Origin of the sequence: Streptomyces sp. NPDC060031 (assembly GCF_042736805.1) — a bacterium.
In the GTDB taxonomy this organism is placed as follows: domain Bacteria; phylum Actinomycetota; class Actinomycetes; order Streptomycetales; family Streptomycetaceae; genus Streptomyces.
This window is the reverse complement of sequence record NZ_JBHWVM010000001.1, coordinates 154,532-180,352: the sequence shown is the minus strand read 5'-3', so window position 1 is coordinate 180,352 and position 25,821 is coordinate 154,532. Positions and strand designations below refer to the sequence as shown.

The window sequence follows — 25,821 nt, the reverse complement described above, 5'->3', positions numbered from 1 at the left end:
GGGAGGCGGTCACGGCCGGTGCTGATCGCCTCGTGGCTGGGAACCTAATCCTCCGCATAGCCCGCCGTCAACAGGTCTGGACCAACTTGACCTGATCGCCTCCCCCCTGGAGGACGCCAGGGGGGAAGGCGCCCCAACTGCGGGGCCGGTCAGGGTGGTTGCCTAGCGGTGCGCCTCCCCGCTCCGGGCCGAGACGGTGACGTGGTCGACCCGCATCGGATGGCCCGGTTCGGTGGCCGGGCCCGCCGTCGCGCCGTCGGCCATCGGGAGTTTGCCTCCGACCGCCACGTTCAGGATGAGGAACAGCCCGTGGTCCACCGCCCGCTTCCAGGTCCCGGCGTCCATCCGGTCGGCCGCCACCCGGTGGTACGCGCGGCCGTCCAGGTACCAGCGCACCTCTTGCGCGCCGGGGGAGAGGTCGACCTCCACCGCGTACGAGTGGAACGCCGCACGGCACCCGGAGCACGGCTGCGGACCGGAGGTCAGGCCCACGGGTTCCCCGCACGGGCCCCCTTCGAGCACGCCGCAGTGCATGGAACCGAAGACGGTGTCCCGCCCGTTCACGGACTCCATGACGTCGAGCTCCCCGACGCCCGGCCAGCCCGTGTACCCGTCGCGCAGCGGCGCCCCCAGGGTCCAGAACGCGGGCCAGTAGCCCGCCGCCCGCGCCCCGGTCACGTCCGGCAGGGCGATCGACGCCTCGATCCGCAGGATCCCGCCGGGCGGCGGCGCGAAGTCGGAGCGCCTGGTCTCGATGCGCCCCGAACTCCACTCGCCGTCCTTCAGGGTGGGCACGATCTCCAGCGCGCCCTTCCCGTCGAGGCGGACGTTGTCGGTCCGGTCGGTCATGGTCTCGATCTCACCGGTGCCCCACTGCGCGGCGGGGCAGCCCGGATAGCAGGTGCCGGTGTCGTGGATCCAGTTCACAGGGGACGGCCCGCTGCCCGCCGGGCCGTCGAAGTCGTCCCGCAGCAACCGGACCCACCCGTCCGCCCCGGGAGCCCCGGATCCGGCCGCGGCGGGCAGCGCGCCGGACTCCGCGAGCAGCCGCTCCAGCCGCGAGGTCAGCACGACGGCCGCCACGTTGGTCAGGTGGGCGTCGTCCCGGTACAGCAGGATCCGGTCCAGCACGGCCGGGCAGGTCGGGCCGCTGCCCGGGCACAGGACCGGGTTCACGCTGATGCTCCGTACGCCGGGCAGCGCGCCGGACGCGATCCGCCGCGCCAGCGGATCGGGCTGCTGGGCGTCCTTGCGGCTGAAGGCACAGGCGTCGGGTGACTCGGGTGCGCCGGAGACGCACGCCGGGATGTCCGTGCCGGGTACCGGGGTGTCCTCGACGTAGACGATCGGCGCCCCGAGCTCCCGCAGTGGCGCCAGCGTCTTCTCCCAGCCCGCCTCCAGCAGTCCGGGGTCGTCGGTGTAGCGGTTGAGCGAGGAGATCACGACGAGGCGGGGCCTGGGCTGCCGGCGCAGCCGGTCCAGGGTGTCCGCCCGCCAGGTGTCGCACTCCCGGTAGGCGCGGCCGAGCTGGGGGCTGTCCACCGCCAGCTGCGGCAGCGGGCAGCCCTGCTTGACCAACTCCTGCAGAGCCCAGCCCCGTTGGGAGGCCAGCGCCAGCATCGGGGAGAACCACTGCCCGGCGTGCGAATCGCCGAGCAGCACGATCCGGTCCGGGCTGTCCACCGCGCCGAACAGGCAGTCCGGGCTGTGTGTCACGGCCGGGGCTACCTCGCAGGGCCCGTCCGGCGGGAAGTCCTTCCGCGCCTGCACGGGACCCGGCACCACCGGGCCGTCCGCGAGCGGTGCGCCGGGGGTCCGGGCGAGCAGGGAGGGGCCGGAGGCGGCGCCCGGCGGCAGGCCGTTCAGCTCGACCGCAGTGGCCGGGCCCAGCAGTTGCAGCGTGGTGGTGCCCACCACCAGGGCGAGCACGACCGGCAGCACGATGGCCGTCACACCCACCGACAGGCCGCGCCGGGGGAGTTCGCGGACCGTACGGCTGCGCCGCAGCGGCTGCTCGACCCAGCGCATGGCGGCCAGGGCGGGCAGTACCGCCGCCGACGTCAGCGCGGTCTTCGCCGGCCAGCCGAGCGTCCCGAACCGGGCCTCGGCGAGGACGAGTACCGGCCAGTGCCACAGGTACAGGTTGTAGGAGAGCCGCCCGACCGCGCGAGGCGCACGCCCCGCGAGGAGCCGCCCGACCCCGTACGCGCCGATCGCACTCCGCTCGCCCCTGCCGGGTATCGCGGCGAGGATGACCGCCGCGGTCCCCAGGGTCGGTACGAGCGCCGCGAAGCCGGGGTACGGGGTCGAGGCGTCGTACGCCACGACGCACCAGCCGATCGCCGCGGCCCCGGCCCAGCCGCACAGCAGGCGCAGCGGCCCGGGCCCGCGCATCAGGTGCCAGGGCAACAGGGCCAGCAGCGCACCGCCACCGAACTGCCAGACGCGCGAAGGGGTTGCGAGGTACGCGAGCGATGCGGAGCGGTCGGTCCAGTCCAGGGACAGTACGAATGAGAAGAGGGCCAGCAGGACGGTGACGAGCGCCACGGCGGAGCGTACGGCCCGGCCCCGGCGGACCGCCCGGGCCGCGCACAGCACGATCACCGCCAGCAACGGGGCCCAGAGGAGATAGAACTGCTCCTCGACGGCCAGGGACCAGAAGTGCAGCAGCGGGCTCTGGTCGTGCCCGGCGGCGAGGTAGTCGGTCTGCTGCGAGACGAAGCGCCAGTTGGCGACGGACAGTGCCGCCGCGACGACGTCGTGCTCCAGGTCGGCGCGGCGCAGCGGTACGGTCAGCCAGGCCCCGGCCAGCGCCACCGCGGCGAGCACCACGGCGGCGGAGGGCAGCAGCCGCCGGGCCCTTCGCGAGAAGAAGTCCCCGAGCCGGATCCGCCCGGTGGTGATCGCCTCCCGGACCAGCAGGCCGGTGATCAGGTAGCCGGAGATGACGAAGAAGACGTCCACGCCGACGAAGCCGCCCGCCGCCCCCGGAATCCCGGCGTGGAACGCGAGGACCGCGAGGACGGCCACCGCCCGCAGACCCTCGATGTCGGGCCGGAAGGCGGAGCGGTGCGGGCTGGGCCCGGATTCGCCGCCGGAGCGGGACCCGCAGGCCGGTTCGCAGGGGTGGCGCAGGCCGGGTGCCACGAGGAACGACACGATGTGGACGCCTTTCAACTCAGCCAGGGAAGCATCGGGTTGACCCACCCGGACGCCAGCAGGCCGGTGAGCAGGAGGACCGCCGAAGCGGCGATGGTCTCGGGCCAGCGACGGGGCAGCATCCCGGTGCGGGAGCTCCGGCGGGGCCGTACGCGGGTGCGCAGCTCGGCCGTCAGGTCCCGGATCAGCGGAACGTTGATCTGGCACTGCACCAGGAGGTAGAGCAGCAGCCCCCAGTTGGGCTCCCAGCCGTTGCGGGCCACGGCCAGCGCGAGGCCCGCGGCGGCCGCGCCGTTGGAGAGGACGAGCCAGACCAGTGAGACGGCCACCACCCGGCGGGCCATCCCGCCCGCCGCCGCACCCCGCGCGCCGGTGGGCACCCAGGCGGCGCTGCGGCCCCGCAGCGTGTGCAGGAACGCGGTCGCGGCGGCCACGCTGGTCAGGACGTTCGCCCGGATCACCTCCACCCGCCAGCGGGTCCGGCTGACCCGGGGCAGCAGCACGTGCCAGAGCCACAGCGGGGCGAGGAGCGGCAGCACGTGCCAGGGCCGGATGTGATCCGGGTACCAGAACATCATCACCAGCGGGGGCAGCGGCGCCGCGAAGGTGTTCACCGCCGTGGCCAGGTACCCGACGATGCCCTCGTAGAAGCACAGCCGCATCCGCCAGGGCGCGCGCATCCGGCGCAGCACGGGGGCGGAGAGCAGATGGAGGTTGCCCATCGCCCAGCGGTACTGCTGGTTGACGAAGGAGGTGAGCTGGTCGGGCGAGGTGCCCTTGGCGACCAGTACCGGTACGTACAGGGTGCGAAATCCCCGCTCGTGGAGCGCGAGTCCGGTGTACAGGTCCTCGCTGTGGTCGAGCCGGGCGAAGCCGCCGGCCAGGTCGATCGCGGCGCGCCGGTAGACGGCGTTGCTGCCGCAGCAGATGGCGGCGTCGCTCGCGTCGCGCGACGGCTGGATCCAGCGGAAGAACCACTCCTGGGCGGAGCCGGCCGCCCGCTGGATCCAGCCCATCGTCTCGTCGGTGTCGAAGCACTGCGGGCTCTGCACGATGCCGACGGCGGGATCGGCCAGGTAGGGGACGAGATGGCGCAGGAAGTCCGGCCGGGGCGCGAAGTCCGCGTCGAGGATGGCGATGAACTCGGCGCTGCTCAGGGTGAGCGCGTGGTTGAGGTTGCCTGCCTTCTTCAGGTGCCCCCGGTCGGGGCGCACGACGTACTCGTGGCCGTACGAGGCCGCCAGCGCGGCGACCTCGGGCCGGTCGGCGTCGTCCAGGACCCAGACGGTGAGCGCGCCGGGCCAGTCGACGGCCGCGACCGCGCGGTAGGCGTTGGCCAGCACGGGCAGCGGTTCCCCGCAGGTCGGCAGGTACAGGTCCACGCCGGGCAGTTGGGCGGGCCGCCAGGCGTGCACGAGCACCTCGTGCGACTGCCGGGTCAGCCGGCGCTGGCGCAGGCTGTTGACCGAGGAGAGCGCGAGGGCCACGACATTGAGCCCGAGGACCGCGAGGAAGGCCCACAGGGCCGGGGTGCGCAGCGCGAAGGTGAACATGGTCGCCGCCGTGAACACGAAGGCGAGCGAGGTGCTGACCAGGACCCAGCGGCGTTGCGGCCCGAAGTACCAGTAGAGCTCTTCGTCGGAAGGAGGTTGCGGAAGATGATGAACGGTCATAAAGCCCCCCACGGCTGTGTATGCGCCCGCTTCAGATGACCCACCCTAATGCCAAAGGTGTAGACCATTGCCCCGAGAGCGGTGCAACGGACGGAATGACACACGGGGTTGGCGTGATTGAAATGGTCCAGACCTCTGTAGTGGCTTCATTTGACCGACCGCGCCCCACCGGTCCGGGAAGGTGCAAGCCACAGGGGGGTGAACAGTCCGGGAAGACCGCGTCGCGGTGGGGCGGAAGGCCGCCCCAATACCGCTCCTTCCGGCCACGCGCAAGACATCAACCAGAAGTTGCTGGATGACGCACTAGACTGGCGGGTTGTTTGGCGCTGGACCGGAACAACCTGGGCAGACCCGGGCTCCGCCCGCCGACCCGGAAGGTTCCGGGAACGAGACGCGAGGGCCGATGGCAGCCACACCTGAGCGCGGGGATCCCGGGCTGCTCGAAGACGAGGACGTGCCCGGGGATGCCGGGGATTCCGGGGAATTCGGGAAGTCCGCCCGGTTCGCCGCCGGACCCGCCGCCCCCGCGCGCACCCTCGTCGACGTCTTCGAGGCCTCCGTACGGGCGTACCCCGACGAGCCCGCCCTCGACGACGGCACCGTCCAGCTGACCTACCGGGCGCTGGCCGCCGAGGTCGAGCGCCGGCGACGGGCCCTGGAAGCCGCCGGAGTGGGGCTCGGCGACCGGGTCGGCGTCCGCGTGCCGTCCGGGACCAACGAGCTGTACGCGGGCATCCTCGCCGTCCTCGCCGCGGGCGCCGCCTACGTGCCCGTCGATGCCGAGGACCCCGACGAACGGGCGGAGCTGGTCTTCGGCGAGGCCGGGGTGCGGGCGGTGCTGGGCGCCGGAGCGCGCATCGACGCCACCGGCCTCGCGGACGCCGCCGGCTCCGCCGCGCGGCCCGGCCCCGAACACGACGCCTGGATCATCTTCACCTCCGGCTCCACCGGCAAGCCCAAGGGCGTCGCCGTCAGCCACCGCAGCGCCGCCGCCTTCGTGGACGCCGAGGCCGCCCTGTTCCTCGCCGACGAGCCGATCGGACCCGGCGACCGGGTCATGGCCGGACTGTCCGTCGCCTTCGACGCCTCCTGCGAGGAGATGTGGCTGGCCTGGCGCTACGGCGCCTGTCTCGTGCCCGTCCCCCGCTCCCAGGTGCGCGGCGGCGCCGACCTCGGCCCCTGGCTGGTGGAACAGGAGATCACCGTCGTCTCCACGGTGCCGACCCTGGCCGCACTCTGGGAGCCCGAGGCGCTGGGCGAGGTCCGGCTGCTGATCTTCGGCGGCGAGGCCTGCCCGCCCGAACTCACGCAGCGCCTGGTCACCGAGGGCCGCGAGGTCTGGAACACCTACGGCCCCACCGAGGCCACCGTCGTCGCCTGTGCTTCGCTCCTGACCGGTGAGGAACCGATCCGCATCGGCCTGCCGCTGAACGGCTGGGAACTGGCCGTGGTCGACGAGTCCGGCGAGCCGGTGCCCATGGGCGGCAGCGGCCAACTCGTGATCGGGGGAGTCGGTCTCGCCCGCTACCTCGACCCCGCGAAGGACGCCGAGAAGTACGCCCCGCTGGAATCCCTCGGCTGGGAGCGCGCCTACCGCAGCGGCGACCTCGTGCGCGCCGAACCGGAAGGACTGGTCTTCCTCGGCCGCGGCGACGAGCAGATCAAGCTCGGCGGCCGCCGCATCGAGCTGGGCGAGGTCGACGCCGCGCTGCAGGCCCTGCCCGGCGTCGCGGGCGCGGCCGCCGCCGTACGCACCGCCCGCAGCGGCAACCAGCTGCTCGTCGGCTACCTCGTCACCCAGGAGGGCTGGGACCGCGCGGCCGCCGTGGAGCGGCTGCGCGCAGAGCTGCCCGCGGCCCTCGTCCCGCTGCTCGCGACCGTCGACGAGCTGCCGACCCGCACCTCCGGCAAGGTCGACCGGGACGCGCTGCCCTGGCCGCTGCCCGAAGCGGAGAACACCGGTCACGCCGAGCAGCTGTACGGCACCGAGGCCTGGCTCGCCGAGCAGTGGAGCGAGACCCTCGGGGTGGCCGTCACCGGCGCCGCCGACGACTTCTTCGCGATCGGCGGCAACAGCCTCGCCGCCGCCCGGCTCACCACCCGGCTGCGCACCCGCTACCCGAGCGCGGCCGTCCTCGACATCTACCAGCAGCCCACCCTGCGCAAGCTGGCCCGCCGGCTGGAGAAGTCCGCCCAGAACGACGGCGCGACGCGCACCATCGCGCCGGTCCCGCTGCGGACCAAGGTGATCCAGTCGCTCCTGCTGCTCCCGCTGTTCACCCTGGTCGGCCTGCGCTGGACGGTGGCCCTGCTGGCCCTGGGCAACGTACTGCACCGGTTCGGGGCGTACCCGTGGGCGCCGACCGCCTCGTGGTGGCTCGTCGCCGCCGGCGCGCTGCTGCTCTACAGCCCGCCGGGCCGCCTCGCCCTCGCGGCCGGCGGCGCGCGCCTGCTGCTGCGCGGGGTCAAGGCCGGACGCCACCCGCGCGGCGGAAGCGTGCACCTGAGGCTGTGGACGGCCGAGCGGCTGGCCGAGTACGTCGGCGCGACCTCGCTCACCGGCTCCTGGCTGGAGCGCTACGCCCGGGCCCTCGGCGCCAAGGTCGGCCCCGAGGTGGACCTGCACTCGCTGCCCCCCGTCACCGGCATGCTCAAGCTCGGCCGCGGCTGCGCCGTGGAGTCCGAGGTCGACCTCTCCGGGCACTGGCTCGACGGCGACCGCCTCGAGATCGGCCCGGTCAAGGTCGGGGCGGGCGCGGTGGTCGGCACCCGCAGCATGCTCTTCCCCGGCGCCCGCGTCGGCAAGCGCGCCGAGGTCGCCCCCGGCTCCGCCGTGGTCGGACAGGTCCCGACCGGCCAGCGCTGGGCCGGAGCGCCCGCCGTCAAGCTCGGCAAGGCCAAGCACAACTGGCCGGGAGAGCGCCCGCCGCGCGCCGTCCACTGGCGCGCCATGTACGGGGCGACCGGCTTCTGCCTCACGGCCCTGCCCGTGCTCGCGACCCTGCCCGCCCTGCTCGTGGTGAGCCGCTTCGTGCCCGCCGACGCCGGGTTCGCCCAGGCGCTGCGGGGAGCGCTGCTCGCGGTGGTGCCCGGCGCGCTCGCCTTCGGGTTCGCGTACGCGCTGCTCCTGCTGGTCTCGGTACGTCTGCTCAGCCTGGGGCTGCGTACGGGGGTCCACCCCACGCACAGCCGGGTCGGCTGGCAGGCCTGGACGGTCACCCAGCTGATGGACCTCTCCCGGGAAACGCTCTTCCCCCTCTACGCCGGGCTGATCACTCCGGTGTGGCTGCGGCTGCTCGGCATGAAGATCGGCCGGGGCGCGGAGGTCTCCACCGTCCTCGCGCTGCCGAGCCTCACCACCGTGGGCGAAGGCGCGTTCCTCGCCGACGACACCCTGACGGCCCCGTGCGAACTGGGCGGCGGCTGGGTGCGGATCGGACACTCCGAGATCGGCCGCCGTGCCTTCCTCGGCAACTCCGGGATGACCGCGCCGGGCCGCGCCGTACCCGATGACGGGCTGGTCGGCGTACTGTCCGCCACCCCGAAGAAGGCCAAGAAGGGCAGCTCCTACCTCGGCCTGCCGCCGGTCCGGCTGCCGCGGTCCGCCGCGACCGCCGACCGGAGCCGGACCTACGATCCGCCGGCGCGACTGCTGTGGGCGCGCGGCCTGGTGGAGCTGTGCCGGTTCGTTCCGGTCTGCTGCTCGGCCGCGCTGGCCGTACTGACCGTGGCGGCGCTCTGTGCGCTGATCACGGCGAGCGGTCTGGGGACCGGGGGAACCGCGCTGCTGTCCGGAGCGGTCCTCATCGCCGCCGGCACGGCCGCGTGCGCGGTCAGCGTGGCCGCGAAGTGGCTCCTGGTGGGCCGCCACCGGGCGGGGGAGCACCCGCTGTGGAGCTCCTTCGTATGGCGCAACGAGCTGGCGGACACCTTCGTCGAGGTGCTGGCCGTGCCGTGGCTGGCCGGATCGGTGCCCGGCACGCCGCTGCTGGCCCTGTGGCTGCGCGGGCTCGGCGCCCGGATCGGCCGGGGCGTGTGGTGCGAGAGCTACTGGCTGCCCGAGACGGACCTGGTCTCACTGGGCGACGCGGTCAGCGTGAACCGCGGCTGTGTATTGCAGACACACCTCTTCCACGACCGGATCTTGAGGACGGATACTGTGGTCCTCCGTGAGGGCGCCACCCTGGGCCCGGGCGGCATCGTCCTGCCCGGGAGCACGATCGGGGCCCGCAGCACACTGGGTCCCGCCTCGCTCGTGATGGCCGGGGAATCCGTCCCCGCCGACACCCGGTGGCTGGGCAATCCGATCGAGGCGTGGCGGCCCTGACAGGGCCAGAACGGAAACGGAAGCGGCAGTGAACGGCCAGCAGACAGCGGTATCGGACCCGTACTTTCCGGCCAACGGCGATTCCCGTTACCGTGTGCACCGTTACGAACTCGCTCTGGAATACCGGCCCGGCCCCAACCGGCTGGCCGGGACGGCCCGGCTCAGTGCGATCGCCGGGCGGGCACCGCTCGCCGAGTTCCACCTCAACCTGGCCGAGTTCAAAACGGGCCGGGTCCTGTTGAACGGCCGGGCGCCGCACCACAGCCACCGGGGCGGCAAGCTGCGCATCCGGCCGGCCAAGCCACTGCCCGCCGGCGCCGCCTTCACCGTGGAGGTGCACTGGGCGGGCAACCCCAAACCGGTGCGCAGCCCCTGGGGCGGCCTCGGCTGGGAGGAGCTGACCGACGGCGCGCTGGTGGCCAGCCAGCCCGTCGGCGCGCCGTCCTGGTACCCGTGCAACGACCGGCCCGCCGACAAGGCCTCGTACCACATCTCGGTCAACACCCCTTCCGCCTATACGGTGGTGGCCGGCGGCCGGCTGCTCACCAGGACGACGAAGGCCAGCACGACCACCTGGGTGTACGAGCAGTCCGCGCCGACCTCCAGCTACCTGGTCGGGCTGTCCATCGGCATGTACCAGACGGTGCTGCTCGGAGATCCCGGGCTCGGCGGCGTCCCGCAGAGCGCCCACGTGCCGGTCCACCTGCTGCCGAGGTTCTCCCGCGACTTCGCCCGGCAGCCCGCCATGATGCGGCTGTTCGAGGAACTGTTCGGGCCCTACCCCTTCGGCGAGTACGCCGTGGTCGTCGCCGACGAGGAACTCGACGTCCCGGTGGAAGCCCAGGGCCTCTCGCTGTTCGGCGCCAACCACGTGGACGGGGTGCGCGGTTCGGAGCGGCTCATCGCCCACGAGCTGGCGCACCAGTGGTTCGGCAACAGCGTGACCATCGCCGACTGGCGGCACATCTGGCTGAACGAGGGCTTCGCGAAGTACGCGGAATGGCTCTGGTCGGAGCGCTCCGGCGGCCGCACCGCGCACGAGCTGGCGGCCGCCGCCCACCGGCTGCTGGCCTCCCGGCCGCAGGATCTCCGGCTGGTCGACCCGGGCCGCAAGCTGATGTTCGACGACCGCCTGTACGAGCGCGGGGGGCTCGCCGTGCACGCGATCCGCCGCGCCCTGGGCGACGCGGCGTTCTTCCGGATGCTGCGGGACTGGGCCGTCGTGTACCGCCACGGCGTGGTGAGCACCGCCGCCTTCACCGCCCACGCGGCCGGCTACGCGGCCGAGCCGCTGGACGACCTGTACTCGGCCTGGCTGTACGAGCCGTCCCTGCCGCCGTTGCCGTGACGTCCGGGCCGGCCGGTTCGGGCCGGCCCGGACGTCGTGATCAGACGAGGTCGAACCGGTCGAGGTTCATCACCTTGTCCCACGCGGCGACGAAGTCCTTCACGAACTTCTCCTTCGCGTCGTCGCTCGCGTAGACCTCCGCGAGCGCGCGCAGCTCCGAGTTCGACCCGAAGACGAGGTCGGCCCGGGTGCCGGTCCACTTGACCCGGCCCGTGGCGCGGTCGCGGGCCTCGAAGGTGTTCGCGTCCCCGGAGGCCGCCGTCCACGTCGTGCCCAGGTCGAGCAGGTTGACGAAGAAGTCGTTGGTCAGCGACCCGGGGGTCGTCGTCAGGACACCGAGCGGGGACTGCTGGTGGTTCGCGCCCAGGACGCGGAGGCCACCGACGAGGACCGTCAGCTCGGGGGCGCTCAGGTTCAGCAGGTTCGCCTTGTCGATCAGCAGGTACTCGGCCGGCAGGCGGTTGCCCTTGCCGAGGTAGTTGCGGAAACCGTCGGCGGCCGGCTCGAGCGCGGCGAAGGACTCCACGTCGGTCTGCTCCTGCGAGGCGTCCGCGCGGCCCGGCGTGAAGGGGACCTCGACGTCGAAACCGGCGTCCTTGGCGGCCTGCTCGACGGCGGCGGCGCCCGCGAGCACGATCAGGTCGGCGAGCGAGACCCGCTTGCCGCCGCTCTGGGCGGAGTTGAAGGACTCCTGGATCCCCGTCAGGGTGCGCAGGACCGTCGCCAGCCGGTCGGGGTCGTTGACCTCCCACCCGCTCTGCGGCTGGAGGCGGATGCGCGCGCCGTTGGCGCCGCCGCGCTTGTCGCTGCCGCGGAAGGACGAGGCCGAGGCCCACGCGGTGGAGACGAGCTGGGACACCGACAGGTCCGAGGCGAGGATCCGCTCCTTGAGGGAGGCGATGTCGTCGGCTCCGACGAGCTCGTGCGTCACCGCCGGCAGGGGGTCCTGCCACAGCAGCTCCTCGGCCGGCACCTCCGGACCGAGGTAGCGCACGACCGGACCCATGTCGCGGTGGGTCAGTTTGAACCAGGCCCGGGCGAAGGCGTCGGCGAACTCGGCGGGGTTCTCCAGGAAGCGCCGGGATATCCGCTCGTACGCCGGGTCGAACCGGAGCGAGAGGTCGGTCGTCAGCATCGTCGGGGCGTGGCTCTTGGACGGGTCGTGCGCGTCGGGCACGGTGCCCGCCCCGGCGCCCTCCTTCGGCCGCCACTGGTGGGCACCGGCGGGGCTCTCGAACAGCTCCCACTCGTAGCCGAACAGGATCTCGAAGAAGCTGTTGTCCCAGGTGATCGGGGTGTTCGTCCAGATGCCCTCGAGACCGCTGGTGATCGCGTCGCCACCCTTGCCGGTACCGAAGGAGCTGCTCCAGCCGAAGCCCTGCGCCTCGATCGGGGCGGCCTCGGGGTCGGGGCCGACGCTGTCGGCCGGGCCCGCGCCGTGGGTCTTGCCGAAGGTGTGGCCGCCCGCGATCAGGGCGACCGTCTCCTCGTCGTTCATGGCCATCCGGCGGAACGTCTCGCGGATGTCGCGCGCCGCGGCGAGCGGGTCCGGATTGCCGTTCGGGCCCTCCGGGTTGACGTAGATGAGGCCCATCTGGACCGCGCCGAGGGGGCTCTCCAGCTCCCGGTCGCCGGTGTAGCGCTCGTCGCCGAGCCAGGTGGTCTCGGGACCCCAGTACACGTCCTCGTCGGGCTCCCAGACGTCGGCGCGACCGCCGCCGAAGCCGAAGGTCTCGAAGCCCATCGACTCCAGGGCGACGTTACCGGCGAGGATCATGAGGTCGGCCCACGAGAGGCTCTTGCCGTACTTCTTCTTCACCGGCCACAGCAGGCGGCGGGCCTTGTCGAGATTGCCGTTGTCCGGCCAGCTGTTGAGGGGGGCGAAGCGCTGCTGGCCGGCGCCGGCGCCGCCGCGGCCGTCGCTGATCCGGTAGGTGCCCGCGCTGTGCCAGGCCATCCGGATCATGAAGGGGCCGTAGTGGCCGAAGTCGGCGGGCCACCAGTCCTGCGAGGTGGTCAGCACCTCCGCGATGTCCTGCTTCACCGCCGGGAGGTCGAGGGTCTTGAACGCTTCGGCGTAGTCGAACTCCTCACCGAGGGGGTTGGCCACGGCGGGGTTCTTGGCGAGGATCTTCAGATTGAGCCGCTCCGGCCACCACTGGCGGTTTCCGCCGCCCTGGGTCGGGTGGGGGGCACGATCGTGTGCGACGGGGCAGCCTCCACCCTCCGTCTTGGCGTCTACGACGATTGCGTCATGGTTCTCAGACATGGCATCTTCCTGTCCCTTGGCCCATCAACGGACCCGATCCTACGATGGACCAAATCCAAGTCAAGAAGTCCACCAAGCCCATATCCCATCGGATTTCGGACGCACTCGACGAACTTCGGGCATCCCGACGAACCGGAAACAGGTGAGCCGACATGAGTGATCTGCTGGAGCGGCTGCGCGGGCGCGGCTGGCGGATGACGTCCCAGCGACGAGTCGTCGCGGAAGTCCTCGACGGCGACCACGTGCACCTCACCGCCGATGAGGTGCATGCCCGCGCGGTGCGGCTGCTGCCCGAGATCTCCCGCGCGACCGTCTACAACGCCTTGGGCGAGCTGGTCGCCCTCGGCGAGGTCGTGGAGGTCTCCACGGACGGCCGCGCGAAGCGCTACGACCCCAACGCCCACCACCCGCACGAGCACCTCGTCTGCTCCGGCTGCGGCCTGATCCGCGACGTCCACCCGACCGGCGACCCGCTGGAGCGACTCCCGGCGCAGGAGCGGTTCGGCTTCACGGTGAGCGACGCCCGGGTCACCTACCGGGGCCTGTGCCCGGCCTGCGCGCAGACGACGCCTGGGCCAGGTCGCCGAGCTTGACGGCGAGCTGGTCCGCGGAACCGGTGTGGCCGAGCTCGACGAGGATGTCCCGGGCCTCCTGCCAGGCGTCCCCGGCGGCGGCGGGATCGCCCGCGGCGTGGGCGGTGTCGCCGAGGTGGGTCAGCAGCGATGCCTCGTTGAACCGGTCGCCGAACTCGCGGTAGATGTCGCGGGCCCGTTCGAAGCACGCGATGGCCTGCTGGTGCCGGCCGACGTTGTGGTGCACGAAGCCCAAGGTGTCCAAGGTGGCGCTCTCACCGCTGCGGTCGCCGATCTCCCGCTGGCGGGCGAGGGCGCTCTCGCAGCAGCTGACCGCCGCGGCGTACCGGCCGAGCTGCGTGTTGCACCAGCCCATGTTGTTGAGCGCCCTGGCCTCGCCGACCAGGTTGTCCGCGGCCCGGTACTTCGTCAACGCCAACGCGGCCTGCTCCAGGGCCCGGAGGAAGTCGTGCTGTCGCTCGAACACCAGGGTCAGGGTGTTGTGGCAGTGCGCCTGGCCCAGCGGATCGTCGAGTTCCTCGAACAGCGCGACGGCCCGGCGCAGCAGGCGGTCGGCCTCGTCGTGGCGGCCCATCCTCGCGCCCGCACGGCCCAGTTCGCGGTGCGCCGCCGCGATGCCCGGCCGGTCCTCCAGCCGGTACGCGGCGGCGAGCGCGGCGTGCTGGGTGGCGACCCAGTCGTGCCAGTGCCCGCGCTGTTCGAGGTACGTCGACATGGCCCGGGCCAGGTGCCCCACATGGGTGTCGCGGGCCGAGTCGACCGCGCACAGCAGGGTCTGGTGCTCGGAGGCGAACCAGGCCAGCGCGCTGTCGCGGTCGGCGAAGGACACCAGCGGCACCCCGAGCGCGGGCGTGGGGACCTCGACCGGATCGCGATGGTCCAGCATCGCGCCGGCGACGTACGCGGTGTGGAGGTAGTAGTCGACGAGCCGTTGCTGGGCCCTGGCCTGGTCCACCGGTGTGACGTCGCCATGGGCGAGGTCGATGGCGTACGCCCGCAGCAGGTCGTGCATGCCGTACCGGTCCGGACCGGTCATGTGGACCAGGTGTGCGCGGGTGAGCATGGTCAGGGCCGTACGGGTGTCTTCCGGAGTGCGCCCGGCGAGGGCGGCCGAGGCGCTCAGCGAGATGTGGGGACCCAGCTGGAGGCCCAGCAGCCGGAACATCCGCGCCGCGGTCGCGGGCAGGTGCTGGTAGGACCAGGAGAAGACCGCGCTGATCGGGTTGCCGACCGAGTCCAGCATGTCCAGCCGCCTGCGGCGGTCGGCCAGTTCCGACACCAGGTACGGCAGGGGGGTCGTGCGCAGCGTCGCGGCGAGTTCCGCGGCCACGCGCAGCGCCAGCGGCAGCCCCACGCACTGGGCGGCCAGCGCCTCGCCGACCTCCGGTTCGCTGTCGACGCGATCGCCGATCAGCCTGCGCAGCAGGTCCAGGGAGTCGCTCATGGGGAGGAGGTCCAGGCCCAGGCGCCGGGCGCCGTGCCGGGCGACGAGTTCGCCCAGGGCGTCCCGGCTGGTCACCAGGACCGCGCAGGATCCGGTGCCGGGCAGCAGCGGCCGGACCTGGTCCACCGAGGAGGCGTTGTCCAGGACGATGAGGATGCGGCGTCCGCTGACCTCGGTCCGGTACCGGGTCACCCGGTCGGCCATCTCGAGCGGGATCTCGTGGGCGGGCAGGCCCAGCGCGGACAGCAGCCTGGACAGTGCGTCCCCGCCGGACAGCGGCTGCTGCGGGTCGTAGCCCCGCAGGTCGACATGGAGCTGGCCGTCCGGGAACCGAGCCCGGGCCAGGTGCGACCAGTGCAGCGCCAACGCCGTCTTGCCGACTCCGGCCGTTCCCGACACCACCGCGATGGGCACCGCGGTGCCGAGGGCGTCGGCCAGGAGGGCCTGGTCCAGGAAGGCGAGTTCGCGCTGCCTGCCGACGAAGTCGCTCACGTCCCCCGGCAGGGTCGCGGGCACCAGCCGCCGCACCGCCTTCGAGGTGCGCGGCCCGGTGTCCTCCACCAGGAGCTCGCTGTAGGCGGAGACCAGCTCCGTGCCCGGACTGATGCCGAGTTCGTCGGACAGCCGGCGCCGGACCTCGTGGTAGGTGCCGATGGCCGCCGCGCGCCTTCCCGCGGCCTCGTACCCGCGGATGAGCCGGGCCAGGGCCGCCTCGTCCAGGGGACGTGCGTGCGCGGCCTGTTCGAAGAGCGCGACCGCCTCCTCGGCCGCTCCGGCGGCCAGGAGGGTCTCGCCCTTGGCGGCCAGCGCCGCGAACCGCTCCTCGACCAGCGCGAGGGCCGAGGGGTGGGTCGCCAGGGCGGGGACGTCGGACAGGGGAGAGGACGCCCGCCACAGCCCCAGCGCGGCATCGAACAGCGCGAGGGCCCGCGCGTGGTCCCCCGCCTGCCGGGCCTCGGCGGCCTGGCTGACGCCCGAGCGGAACGAGAGGACGTCGATGTCGCAGCCCTCGGTGCGCAGCCCGTACCCGTCGCCGACCGACGGGAGCAGCGAACTCGGCGCACGGGGCGGCCGTTCGGGTTCGAGCAGCTGTCGCAGGTGCTTGACGTGGGTCTGGATGACGTTGACCGCGCTGCTGGGCGGATCGTTCTGCCACAGGGCCTCGATCAGCTCCGCCCTGGACACCACCCTGCCCGACGCCAGTCCGAGCAGGCCGAGCACCGCCCGTCGGCCCGCCGTCGGAATGTCGATCCGGGCATCGCCCTGTAAGACCCGCACCGGGCCCAGTAACTGGATCTGCACGTGTGCTCCCCCCGCACCTTTCACCGCCCTGGCCGTCGAGGTCCGTTGCGGCGCTCGAGGTGCCGTCCAGTTCCCGTCCAGTCGCCGTCCAGTGGCGCTTCCTAGGCTAATCGAAGTCGAATCGAAGGGGAAACGAGACGTGGTCGAGGCCGATGCATGCTTGGGGCTGGGGAACGCACGCATTTCGTTGGTGAACGCCTCGTGATGCTGCGCCTGCATGCCAATGAACACCCGCAGGGTCCGTCCGCCGGTGTCGCCGATGCTCTGCACGCGTTGGTGCCGGAACTGCACCGTTATCCGGTTCCTTCCAGCGCCTTGGAGACCGCGATCGCGGAGCTGTACGACGTACCGCTGAACCGGGTCCTGGTGGGTGCGGGCAGTGCCGAGATCATCAGCCTGGCCTGGCGGGCGTTCACGACGCCGGCCCGGGCCGCCTTCTTCCACGAGCCCGAGTTCGAGCTCTACTCGATCCTGGGCGACCAGTGCGGTACCCCGGCCCTCACCCGACCGTGGGCGCCGACCGAGGACTTGGCGAAGCACCTGGCGGGCACGTCCGTCGGGCTCGTGGCCCTGTCCAACCCGCACAATCCCACGGGTGCCACACGGCCCAGGCAGACGATCGCCGACCTGGCGGGCGGCCTGCCCGACACGACCGTCGTGCTCAACGACGAGGCCTACCACGACTACGCGGACGTCGACGAGGACGAGCCCTCCCTCGGCGCCCTGTCCGAGCTGCCCAACGTACTGACCACCAGGACGTTCTCGAAGATCCACGGGCTGGCCGGCCTGCGGATCGGCTACGCCGTCGGCAACGCCGGCCTGATCGGCGCGCTCCGATCGCTCCAGACGCCGTTCAGCGTGAGCACCGCCGCCTGCACCGCCGCCCTCGCCTCACTGGCCGACCCGGCCTTAGCGCAGGAGCGCCGCGCCCTGAACCGGCGCAACCGGGAAGCGCTGGCCGACGCGTTGGCCCGGCGCGGCTTCGACGTGACACCGAGCCAGGCCAACTTCCTCTTCGTCCGGCCTCCGTACGGCCGGCCCTCGTGGGCCACCGATCTCCTCGACCGCGGTGTCCGTGTCCAACCGGTCGGCGCCGACCTGCGCGTGACCGTGGGCACCGCCACCGAGGTCGCCACTCTCATCGCGGCAGTCGACGACGTTCTCGCTGCCGCCCAGACCGCACATGTGGGGGAACAATGACCAGTCCCGTCATCGATGACGTCTACAACAACACGCTCACGGCCTACGCCATCTCGGCCGCCTGGGAACTGGGCCTGCTGGACCGGCTGGACTCCTCGGAGCAGCCGGTGAACCTGGCCGACTTCGCCCGGGAGCACGACCTTGACGCACCCTCGGTGGAGGCGATCGCCCGAGGACTGGCGATCGCCGAGATCGTCGTGCTCGGCCCCGGGCGTACGTCGGCCGCACCCGGCCCGCTCTTCGCCGACACCTGGGCCAAGAAGGGCTTCTTCTACTGGCTCACCAAGGGATGCGGCGAGATGTTCCGGAACATGCCGGAACTCGTCAAGAACGAAAACCGCACCGGGGACTTCGTGGTGCGCGACTACAAGGCGATCGGCCTGGCCGCGCGGGACGCCGGCTTCTCCTACGTGGACCCGACGTTCTACAAGATCATCGCGGACCGCGGGCTCACCCGCGGCGCCGACCTCGGCTGCGGAAGCGGCGAACGGCTGATCAAGCTCGCCGCGCGCGACCCGGAGTTCCGCGGGATCGGTGTGGACTACGCGAAGGGCGCGGTGGCGCTGGCCACGGAGTCGGTCGCGAACGCCGGTCTCGGCGACCGCATATCGGTGTTCCACGGCGACGCGACGCGGATGGAGTACCAGCCGGAGTTCAGCCAGGTCGACTTCGTGTGCTCCTTCATGATGGGCCACGACCTGTGGCCCCGCGAGGAGTGCCTGGCGAGCCTGAAGATGATCGGCGAGGCGTTCCCGGCGGCGACCGACCTGATCATCTGCGACACCTACCGTTCCGACCTCGCGGCCACCGAGCCGCACCCGATCTTCACGCTCGGGTTCGAGACGGCGCACGCCGTCATGGGCCAGGCGATTCCTTCGCTGGACGAGTGGAACGACGTCCTGGCCGAGGCGGGCTGGCAGCGCGCGGACGTCATCGACTTCGACCTCCCGCCGTACACCGCCCTGATGCACCTCACCCGTGAGCTGCCGGGCGCATGAGCGAACGGACCGCCCCGGGCAGGCACATCCTCGTCCTCAACCGTTTCGACGAGGAAGCGGGCTGCCGCTACACCGACTACGTCGATCACACCGTCGACCGGGTCGCCTACATCACCGCTGCGGGGGGCCGCACGGGCGTCGACGCCGACCGGGCCGAAACCGTGGCCGTCGTCGACGACCTCGCGGACTGGGCGGCGGTGTCGGAGCTGGCCCTCGGCATCGTCCGCCGGTTCGGCCCCCTGGACCACATCGTGGCGCTGTTCGAGCGTGAACTGGAGGTCGCGGCCGCCCTGCGCGAGCTGTTGGGGGTGGCGGGGCCCGGCCCCGCCGAGGTCGAGCGGGTACGCGACAAGGTGACGATGAAACAGCTCGTCGCCTCCGCGGGCCTGCGGGTACCGCGGTTCGTCGACGCCGACTCGCCCGAGCAGGTCCGCCGGTTCGCCGAGCGGACCGGCTTCCCCGTCGTACTCAAGCCCCGCGACGGGTCGGGAAGTCAGGGCATCTTCCTGATCAACTCCCTCTCCTCGCTGGAGGAGACGCTGGCCTCGCCGCTGGAGAACTACGTCTGCGAGGAGTTCGTCACCGGGACGATGTACCAGGTCGACGGCATCGTGCAGGACGGGACCGTGCGGGTGCTGAGAGCCTTCCGGCTGCTCAACACCTGCCTGGAATACGCCCTGGGCGACCCGTTCGGCTCCGTCACCAGCGACGACCCCGCACTGGAGAAACGGCTGGTCGGGTACTCGGAGGTGGCGCTGGCCGCCCTCGGGGTACGCAGCAGCGCGTTCCATCTCGAGGTGTTCGCGGTCGAGCCGACCGGCCCGGGCGAATACGACGGGCTGGTCTTCCTCGAGGTGGCCGCGCGGGCGGGAGGCGCGGAACTGCCCCTCCTGTGGCGTGAGGTCTACGGGTTCGATCTGTTCGACGCCGCCACCCGGCTGTCACTGGGTGAGTCCCTGTCGCTGCCCGATCTCGACCTCGCGAGCGAGGCCGGCGGCTACCTGCTGATGCCGGAGCCGCCGGTCAGGCCCTGCCGGGTGCTGTCGACGACCTCGCTCATCGACCGGGTGCCCCCGATGTACGCGGAGGTCCTGCCCGAGCCGGGTGCCGTCCTCAACGGCACCGGCGGGGCCAAGGAGACCGGCGGGCGCTACCGGTTCCGTGCGGGCAGCGGAGCGGAGATCGAACGCGCGATCATGCGGGTCGTCGACGAGTACGACCTGGCGTGGGAGCCGGTGTCCGAGCCCGACACGAAGGTATTCAGGGTGGCGGGACGCGCACAGTCCCAGGCACGTCCGTGAGCATGCCGCCCGAGGCACCGCGCTTCGGCCAGGTCTTCGCCATCGGCGAGTTCCGCATGCTCTGGCTGGCGCAGCTCACCGCCGTCGGCGGCAACCAGCTCGCCCGGGTGGCCCTGGCGCTGCTGGTGTTCGCACGGAGCGAGTCGGCGGGTCTGGCGGCACTGACCTACGCCCTGACCCTGCTGCCCGAGCTGCTGGGCGGTCCGCTGCTGTCCTGGCTGGCGGACCGCTACCCGCGGCGCGGGCTCATGGTGCTGTGCGACCTGGCCCGGGCGGGCCTGGTCGCCGCCATGGCCGTTCCCGACACCCCGCTGTGGCTGCTGTGCGCGCTCCTGGTCGTCGTGCAGCTGGTGCAATCGCCGCACCTGGCCGCACGCTCGGCGCTGCTGCCGACGATGGTGCCCGGCGAGGGCTACCTGGCCGCCGCCGCGATCGTCAACGTGACCGCCCAGCTCGGCCAGCTCGCGGGGTTCGCGGCGGGTGGCGTGGCCGTCGCGGCGTTGGGGCCGTCGCAGGCCCTGTTGATCAACGCGGGCACGTTCCTGGTGTCGGCGGTGCTCACCTGGTTCGGCCTCGCGCGGCGTCCGAGGCCGGCCGGTCCCGCACCGGGCGGCGGCAGGCGCAGCGCGATGACCGGCGGGGCCCGTCTGGTCCGGGCCGACCCCCGGCTGCGCCTGCTGGTGGCGTTCGGCTGCCTCTCGGGCTTCTACGCGTGCAAGGAAGGGCTGGCGGCGCCCTACGCCCAAGCCCTGGGGCACGGCCCGACCGGGGTCGGGCTCCTCCTCGCGGCCAGTCCCACCGGCGCCGTCATCGGCGTGTTCGTGGTCACCCGCCTGATGAGCCCGGACCGCGGCCTGCGGCTGCTCGGCCCGCTGGCCATCGCATCCAGCGCGGTGCTGGTGTTCACCGTGGTGGCACCGGGACTCGCCGTCACCTGTGCGCTGTGGGGGGTGTCCGGGCTCTTCTCGGCGTTCCAGGTCCCCGCGAACGCCGCGTACAGCAGCTCGGTCCCCGACGACCTGCGCGGCCAGGCCTTCGGACTGGCCTCCACCGCGGTCCGGGTGGCCCAGGGGCTCGGCATCTCCGCCGCCGGGTTCGCCGCCGACGTCGTCCCCGCACCGACCGTCATCGCGGTCTTCGGCGCCATGGGCGCGGTGGCCTCCGGCGCGGTCGCGCTGCGTTGGTCCAAGCTCACCCGCCGCGGCGCCGAGGCGCCGCGGGAACCTCCACTGACCGGCACGTCCGTCACCGTCACGCCCAAGGATGTCCCATGACCACCACACCCGTCCTGACCCCCACCGAGCCTCCGAGACAGCTGCACGGCACGCTGCTTCCCCGCCACCTCACCATGATGGCGATGGGCGGGGTGATCGGGTCCGGGCTGTTCGTCGGCTCCGGCGCGGGCATCGCGCAAGCCGGACCGGGAATCGTCCTTTCGTTCACGGCCGCGGGCGTCCTCACCATGCTGGTGATGCGCATGATGGCCGAGATGTCCTCCGCGTTCCCGTCCAGCGGGTCGTTCTCCGCGCACGCGGAACGGGCGTTCGGCCCGTGGGCCGGGTTCACCATCGGCTGGCTGTACTGGACGACCCTCGTCGTCGTTCTCGCCGTCGAGTCCACAGCGGCCGCGGTCATCGTCCACGGGTGGCTGCCCGGGGTCCCGCAGTGGACGCTGATGCTCCTCTTCATGGCGGTCTTCACCGCCGTCAACCTCACCGCGGTGGGGAACTTCGGGGAGTTCGAGTTCTGGTTCGCCCTGATCAAGGTCGCGGCGATCGTCGGCTTCCTGGTCCTGGGAGTCCTCGCGATCCTCGGCGTGCTCCCCGGCGGGGAGTCCGGGGCCCTGAGCGGCGATCTGCTTCCGCACGGCTGGGGCGGTGTCGTCGCGGGCTTCGTCGCCGCGATACCCGCGTTCGGCGGCCTGGAGGTCGTCACCATCGCCGCCGCCGAGTCCGACGACCCGGTCCGTGCCACGGCCAAGGCCGTGCGCACCGCGGTCTGGCGGATCTCGGTCTTCTACATCGGCTCGATGATCGTCGTGGTGAGCCTGTTGCCGTGGACCGACTCGCGCCTCGGCGCCAGCCCGTTCGTGGCGGTCCTCGACGAGATCGGCGTCCCCGCCGCGGGCCAGATCATGAACGTCATCGTCGTGATCGCGCTCCTGTCCGCACTCAACGCCAACACCTACGCGGCCGCCCGGATGGCCTTCTCGCTGGCCCAGCGCCGCCAGGCCCCGGCGGCCCTGACCCGGCTCACCCGAACCGGCGTGCCCCACCTGGCGGTTCTCGCCTCCACTTCGTTCGGTTTCGTCGGCGTGGTCCTGAACCTGCTGTGGCCCCACACGATCTTCCTGCACCTCCTCAACGCGGTCGGCAACCTGCTCCTCCTGGTCTGGATCCTCGTGATCTGCTCCCAGCTGCGCCTGCGCCGACACCTGCCCGAGGCGACGCCGGTCAGGATGTGGGGGCACCCCTACCTGGGCTGGATCACCCTGGCCGCCATCCTCGCGCTGCTCGTGCGCATGTCCATCGACCACGACACCCGGGTTCAGCTGATCAGTTCGGCGGTCCTCGCCGCGCTGGTCCTGTCCGTCGCCCTGATCCGCGCCCGCAGGACCTGAAGCCCGGCGCCGTCGCGGCCGAGGCCGGACCGCACCCACGGAATCACCGAACACCGGAGAGAGATACACATGGACCGCGTGTCATTGACCGAGGACTACCTGGCCAGAGTGGCCGAATGCGGAGCCAAGGGGGGCGAGCTGGTCGGGGCCCAGAAGGACTCCGAGCTGCTCGACACCTTCTATTCGGGCAAGTACCTTTCGCGTCCGCTCTTCCTCGGCCGGGCCGAGCAGGTCCGGCTCCACACCGACCTGGAGAACCTCCGCGCGGCGCTGGCCGGCCTCCCCGACAAGCTGTTCGGCGGCGACTTCGCGGCGTTCGCCCGCGCGGTGGGACTGACCGAGGTACAGGTCTCCGCCGTCATGCGCGGCAGGGGCCCCTCGGTCTCCCGTCAGACCCGGGCCGACCTGTACCTGGACGAGACCGGCTTCAAGCTGCTGGAGCTCAACATAGGCAGCGCGGTCGGCGGGATGGACAACGCCGACATGTGCCGCGAGCTGCTCGAACACCCCGTGCTCGCCGACTTCGCCGAGGGCCGGGGCCTGGGCTTCGTGGACTCGATGCGCGAGCAGGTGAACAACGTCATCGTGGAGGGCGGATTCCAGCCGGGCGACCGACCGGTGGTCGCACTGACGGACTCGCCGGACGGCTACGCGAAGATGCTCCCGTACATGACGGTCCTCTGCGAGCGCTGGACGGAGCTGGGCCTGGACGCCCACCCCTGCCACCTCGGGCAGCTGGAGGCGCGCGACGGGCGGGTGTGGCTGGGGGACAGGCCCGTGGACGTCGTCTTCCGGGTGTTCCTGATCGGGGACCTCGTGAAGTCCCCGGAGGTCGCGACGCTCATGGATCCGGTCCTCGACGCCGCGGAGCGCGGCGAGGTCAGGATCTTCACGCCGCTGGACTCCGCGGCGTACGCCAGCAAGGGCGCCCTCGCGCTGCTCTCGGACGAGAAGAACCGTGAGCTGTTCGGCGCCGAGGAGCTGGCCAGTCTGGACCGCATCCTCCCGTGGACGCGGATGGCCCGCCCGGGTCCGGTCACGCTGGAGAGCGGCGAGCGCGTCGACCTCGTCGAGTACGCCGTGGCGCACCAGCAGGACCTGGCGCTCAAGCCGACCTCGCTGGCAGGCGGAGACGGCGTGCTGCTCGGCTGGGCGGACGGCCTCACCCCGCAGCAGTGGCGCGAGCAGGTCCTCGCCGCGCTGGGCGGCCCCTTCATCGTCCAGCGCAGGGTCCGCCCGATTCCGGAGCTGTACCCCGACGAGAACGGCGACCTGCAGCCGTGGACGCCCCTGTGGGGGGTCTTCACCGTGGCCAACGGCTACGGCGGCGCCTACATCCGCGCCACCCCCGCCGCCGGCGGCGACGTCGTGGTAAACGTGGCGACCGGGGCCTACGCGGGCGCGGTGCTGCACGAGACGGCTGATCACTGAACCCGGCTCCGGTGGCGGCCGGGCCCGTGAGCGGGGCCCGGCCGGGGTGGTTGTCCACAGGTTCCGGCCGTCGGGTCCGGGGTGTCGGCAGGTGCCGTTACGCTTCGTGAATGGCCCTTTCGGACGCTTCCCCCGAGATCTCCGATGCTTTGCAGGTGTTGCACCGCGTCTTCGGTTACAGCTCTTTCCGCGGCGAGCAGCAGGAGATCATCGAGCAGGTCGTCGCCGGCGGTGATGCCCTCGTGCTGATGCCGACCGGCGGCGGCAAGTCGCTCTGCTACCAGATCCCGGCGCTGGTCAGAGAAGGCACGGGCGTCGTGATCTCGCCGCTCATCGCGCTGATGCAGGACCAGGTGAACGCGCTCACCGCCCTCGGGGTGCGGGCCGGATTCCTCAATTCGACGCAGGACCCGTACGAGCGGCAGGCCGTCGAGCAGGCCTTCCTCGCCGACGAGCTGGACCTGCTCTACCTGGCTCCCGAGCGGCTGCGCACCGAGAGCACGCAGCGGCTGCTCGACCGGGGCAAGGTGTCCCTCTTCGCGATCGACGAGGCGCACTGCGTCGCCCAGTGGGGTCACGACTTCCGGCCCGACTACCTCGGGCTGTCCATGCTGCACGAGCGCTGGCCGAAGGTGCCGCGGATCGCGCTGACCGCGACGGCCACCGAGGCCACCCACGCCGAGATCGTGGCGCGGCTCGGCCTGGAGGACGCCCGGCACTTCGTGGCCAGCTTCGACCGGCCGAACATCCAGTACCGCATCGTCGGGAAGAACAACCCGCTCAAGCAGCTGCTGGAGCTGATCCGGGCCGAGCACGACGGGGACGCCGGAGTCGTCTACTGCCTCTCGCGGTCCTCGGTGGAGAAGACCGCGGCCTTCCTGGTCGAGCAGGGCATCGAGGCCGTGGCCTACCACGCCGGAATGGACGCCCGTACGCGTGCGGCGAACCAGGCGCGCTTCCTGCGGGAGGACGGGGTCGTGGTCGTGGCCACGATCGCCTTCGGCATGGGCATCGACAAGCCGGACGTGCGCTTCGTGGCACATCTCGACCTGCCGAAGTCCGTCGAGGGCTACTACCAGGAGACCGGCCGGGCCGGCCGCGACGGCGAGCCGGCGACCGCGTGGCTGGCGTACGGCCTCCAGGACGTGGTCCAGCAGCGCAAGCTCATCGAGGGCTCCGAGGGCGATGACGCACGCCGCCGCTCCCTGGGCATGCACCTGGACGCCATGCTCGCGCTGTGCGAGACGGTCGGCTGCCGCCGGGAGCGGCTGCTGGAGTACTTCGGGCAGATGGGCGGGCCGTGCGGCAACTGCGACACCTGCCTGACGCCGGCCGAGTCCTGGGACGGGACGGTCGCGGCGCAGAAACTGCTGTCCACGGTGTGGCGGCTGGCGAAGGAAAGGCGCCAGAAGTTCGGCGCCGGCCAGATCATCGACATCCTGCAGGGCAAGAAGACGGCCAAGGTCATCCAGTTCGACCACGATGCGCTGTCGGTGTTCGGAGTCGGGTCGGAGCTGGGCACCGCCGAGTGGCGCGGGGTCGTTCGTCAGCTGCTGGCGCTGCGGCTGCTGGCGGTGGAGGGCGAGTACGGGACGCTCGTGCTGACGGAGGAGAGCGGCGAGGTGCTGGGAGGCCGCCGCAGCGTCCCGATGCGCAAGGAGAAGGCGGCCGCCGGCCCGGCCCGCAAGGAGTCCCGGTCCGGGTCGCGCTCCGGGAAGGGCGCCCGCGTGCCGGTCGACCTGCCGGCCGCGGCCGAACCTGTCTTCCTGGCCCTGCGGGCCTGGCGGGCCGCGACGGCGCGCGAGCAGGGCGTACCGGCGTACGTCGTCTTCCACGACGCGACGCTGCGGGAGATCGCGACGCTACTGCCCGCCTCGGTGGAGGAGCTCGCCACCATCGGCGGGGTCGGCGAGGCCAAGCTCACCAAGTACGGCCAGGGCGTCCTCGACACCCTGGCGCAGTGCGACGCCCTCGAGCCGGCCCCGGCCGGCCCGGCGCTCGCGTCGGACGCGTCGCTCGCGTCGGAGGCGTCGGTCGCGTCGGTCGCGGAGCCGGAGGCGCCGCACCCCGACGAGCCGCCCTTCGACCTCGACGAGATGGACCCGCCCTGGGACGACTGGCAGTAACGTCGGGGGCAGGTGAGCGGGAGGGGTACG

General features: G+C 72.2%; 14 protein-coding genes. 10 read left to right on the top strand and 4 right to left on the bottom strand.

Annotated elements, in window-relative coordinates; translation table 11 throughout:
• Positions 1-162 precede the first annotated feature (162 nt).
• Both ACFWB8_RS00760 and ACFWB8_RS00755 read right to left on the bottom strand, forming a co-directional pair.
• Positions 163-3,159, bottom strand: coding sequence for an SGNH hydrolase domain-containing protein (locus ACFWB8_RS00760; protein WP_385220402.1), 2,997 nt, complete (start codon positions 3,157-3,159; stop codon positions 163-165).
• Positions 3,160-3,173: 14 nt separating this feature from the next.
• On the bottom strand, positions 3,174-4,832 hold the full coding sequence (locus ACFWB8_RS00755) for a glycosyltransferase (RefSeq protein WP_385220399.1): 1,659 nt from the start codon (positions 4,830-4,832) through the stop codon (positions 3,174-3,176).
• Positions 4,833-5,235: 403 nt separating this feature from the next.
• Here ACFWB8_RS00755 and ACFWB8_RS00750 point away from each other — a divergent pair, with 403 nt between their 5' ends.
• Both ACFWB8_RS00750 and ACFWB8_RS00745 read left to right on the top strand, forming a co-directional pair.
• Complete coding sequence (locus ACFWB8_RS00750) at positions 5,236-9,159, top strand: Pls/PosA family non-ribosomal peptide synthetase (protein ID WP_385220396.1); 3,924 nt, start codon at positions 5,236-5,238, stop codon at positions 9,157-9,159.
• Positions 9,160-9,187: 28 nt separating this feature from the next.
• Positions 9,188-10,507 (top strand): M1 family metallopeptidase, encoded by a 1,320-nt coding sequence (locus ACFWB8_RS00745; protein ID WP_385220393.1) that lies wholly within the window; start codon positions 9,188-9,190, stop codon positions 10,505-10,507.
• Between the two features lie 40 nt (positions 10,508-10,547).
• Here the strand turns inward: ACFWB8_RS00745 and katG are convergent, their stop codons facing one another.
• Positions 10,548-12,776 carry a catalase/peroxidase HPI gene (gene katG / locus ACFWB8_RS00740; protein WP_385220391.1) on the bottom strand — a complete coding sequence of 743 codons (2,229 nt, stop codon included), beginning with the start codon at positions 12,774-12,776 and terminating at the stop codon, positions 10,548-10,550.
• A gap of 152 nt (positions 12,777-12,928) precedes the next feature.
• On the opposite strand from katG, the gene ACFWB8_RS00735 reads away from it, so the two are divergent.
• Positions 12,929-13,369: a Fur family transcriptional regulator gene (locus tag ACFWB8_RS00735; protein WP_385220388.1), complete on the top strand. Its 441-nt coding sequence runs from the start codon at positions 12,929-12,931 to the stop codon at positions 13,367-13,369.
• Here the strand turns inward: ACFWB8_RS00735 and ACFWB8_RS00730 are convergent.
• Complete coding sequence (locus ACFWB8_RS00730; RefSeq protein WP_385220385.1) at positions 13,305-16,115, bottom strand: BTAD domain-containing putative transcriptional regulator; 2,811 nt, start codon at positions 16,113-16,115, stop codon at positions 13,305-13,307. The genes ACFWB8_RS00735 and ACFWB8_RS00730 overlap by 65 nt on opposite strands.
• 204 nt (positions 16,116-16,319) lie before the next feature.
• Here ACFWB8_RS00730 and ACFWB8_RS00725 point away from each other — a divergent pair, with 204 nt between their 5' ends.
• The 7 genes from ACFWB8_RS00725 (at position 16,320) to recQ (ending at position 25,791) form a co-directional block, all read left to right on the top strand.
• On the top strand, positions 16,320-17,315 hold the full coding sequence (locus ACFWB8_RS00725; protein WP_385220383.1) for a pyridoxal phosphate-dependent aminotransferase: 996 nt from the start codon (positions 16,320-16,322) through the stop codon (positions 17,313-17,315).
• On the top strand, positions 17,312-18,313 hold the full coding sequence (locus tag ACFWB8_RS00720) for a class I SAM-dependent methyltransferase (protein WP_385220380.1): 1,002 nt from the start codon (positions 17,312-17,314) through the stop codon (positions 18,311-18,313). The genes ACFWB8_RS00725 and ACFWB8_RS00720 overlap by 4 nt, the downstream gene beginning before the upstream one ends.
• Positions 18,310-19,614 (top strand): acetyl-CoA carboxylase biotin carboxylase subunit family protein, encoded by a 1,305-nt coding sequence (locus ACFWB8_RS00715; RefSeq protein WP_385220377.1) that lies wholly within the window; start codon positions 18,310-18,312, stop codon positions 19,612-19,614. The genes ACFWB8_RS00720 and ACFWB8_RS00715 overlap by 4 nt, the downstream gene beginning before the upstream one ends.
• Positions 19,615-19,616: 2 nt before the next feature.
• Positions 19,617-20,888 carry an MFS transporter gene (locus ACFWB8_RS00710; protein WP_385220488.1) on the top strand — a complete coding sequence of 424 codons (1,272 nt, stop codon included), beginning with the start codon at positions 19,617-19,619 and terminating at the stop codon, positions 20,886-20,888.
• Positions 20,885-22,234 (top strand): amino acid permease, encoded by a 1,350-nt coding sequence (locus ACFWB8_RS00705; protein ID WP_385220374.1) that lies wholly within the window; start codon positions 20,885-20,887, stop codon positions 22,232-22,234. The genes ACFWB8_RS00710 and ACFWB8_RS00705 overlap by 4 nt, the downstream gene beginning before the upstream one ends.
• A gap of 69 nt (positions 22,235-22,303) precedes the next feature.
• On the top strand, positions 22,304-23,665 hold the full coding sequence (locus tag ACFWB8_RS00700) for a hypothetical protein (protein WP_385220371.1): 1,362 nt from the start codon (positions 22,304-22,306) through the stop codon (positions 23,663-23,665).
• Between the two features lie 110 nt (positions 23,666-23,775).
• Positions 23,776-25,791: a DNA helicase RecQ gene (gene recQ / locus ACFWB8_RS00695; RefSeq protein WP_385220368.1), complete on the top strand. Its 2,016-nt coding sequence runs from the start codon at positions 23,776-23,778 to the stop codon at positions 25,789-25,791.
• Positions 25,792-25,821 lie beyond the last annotated feature (30 nt).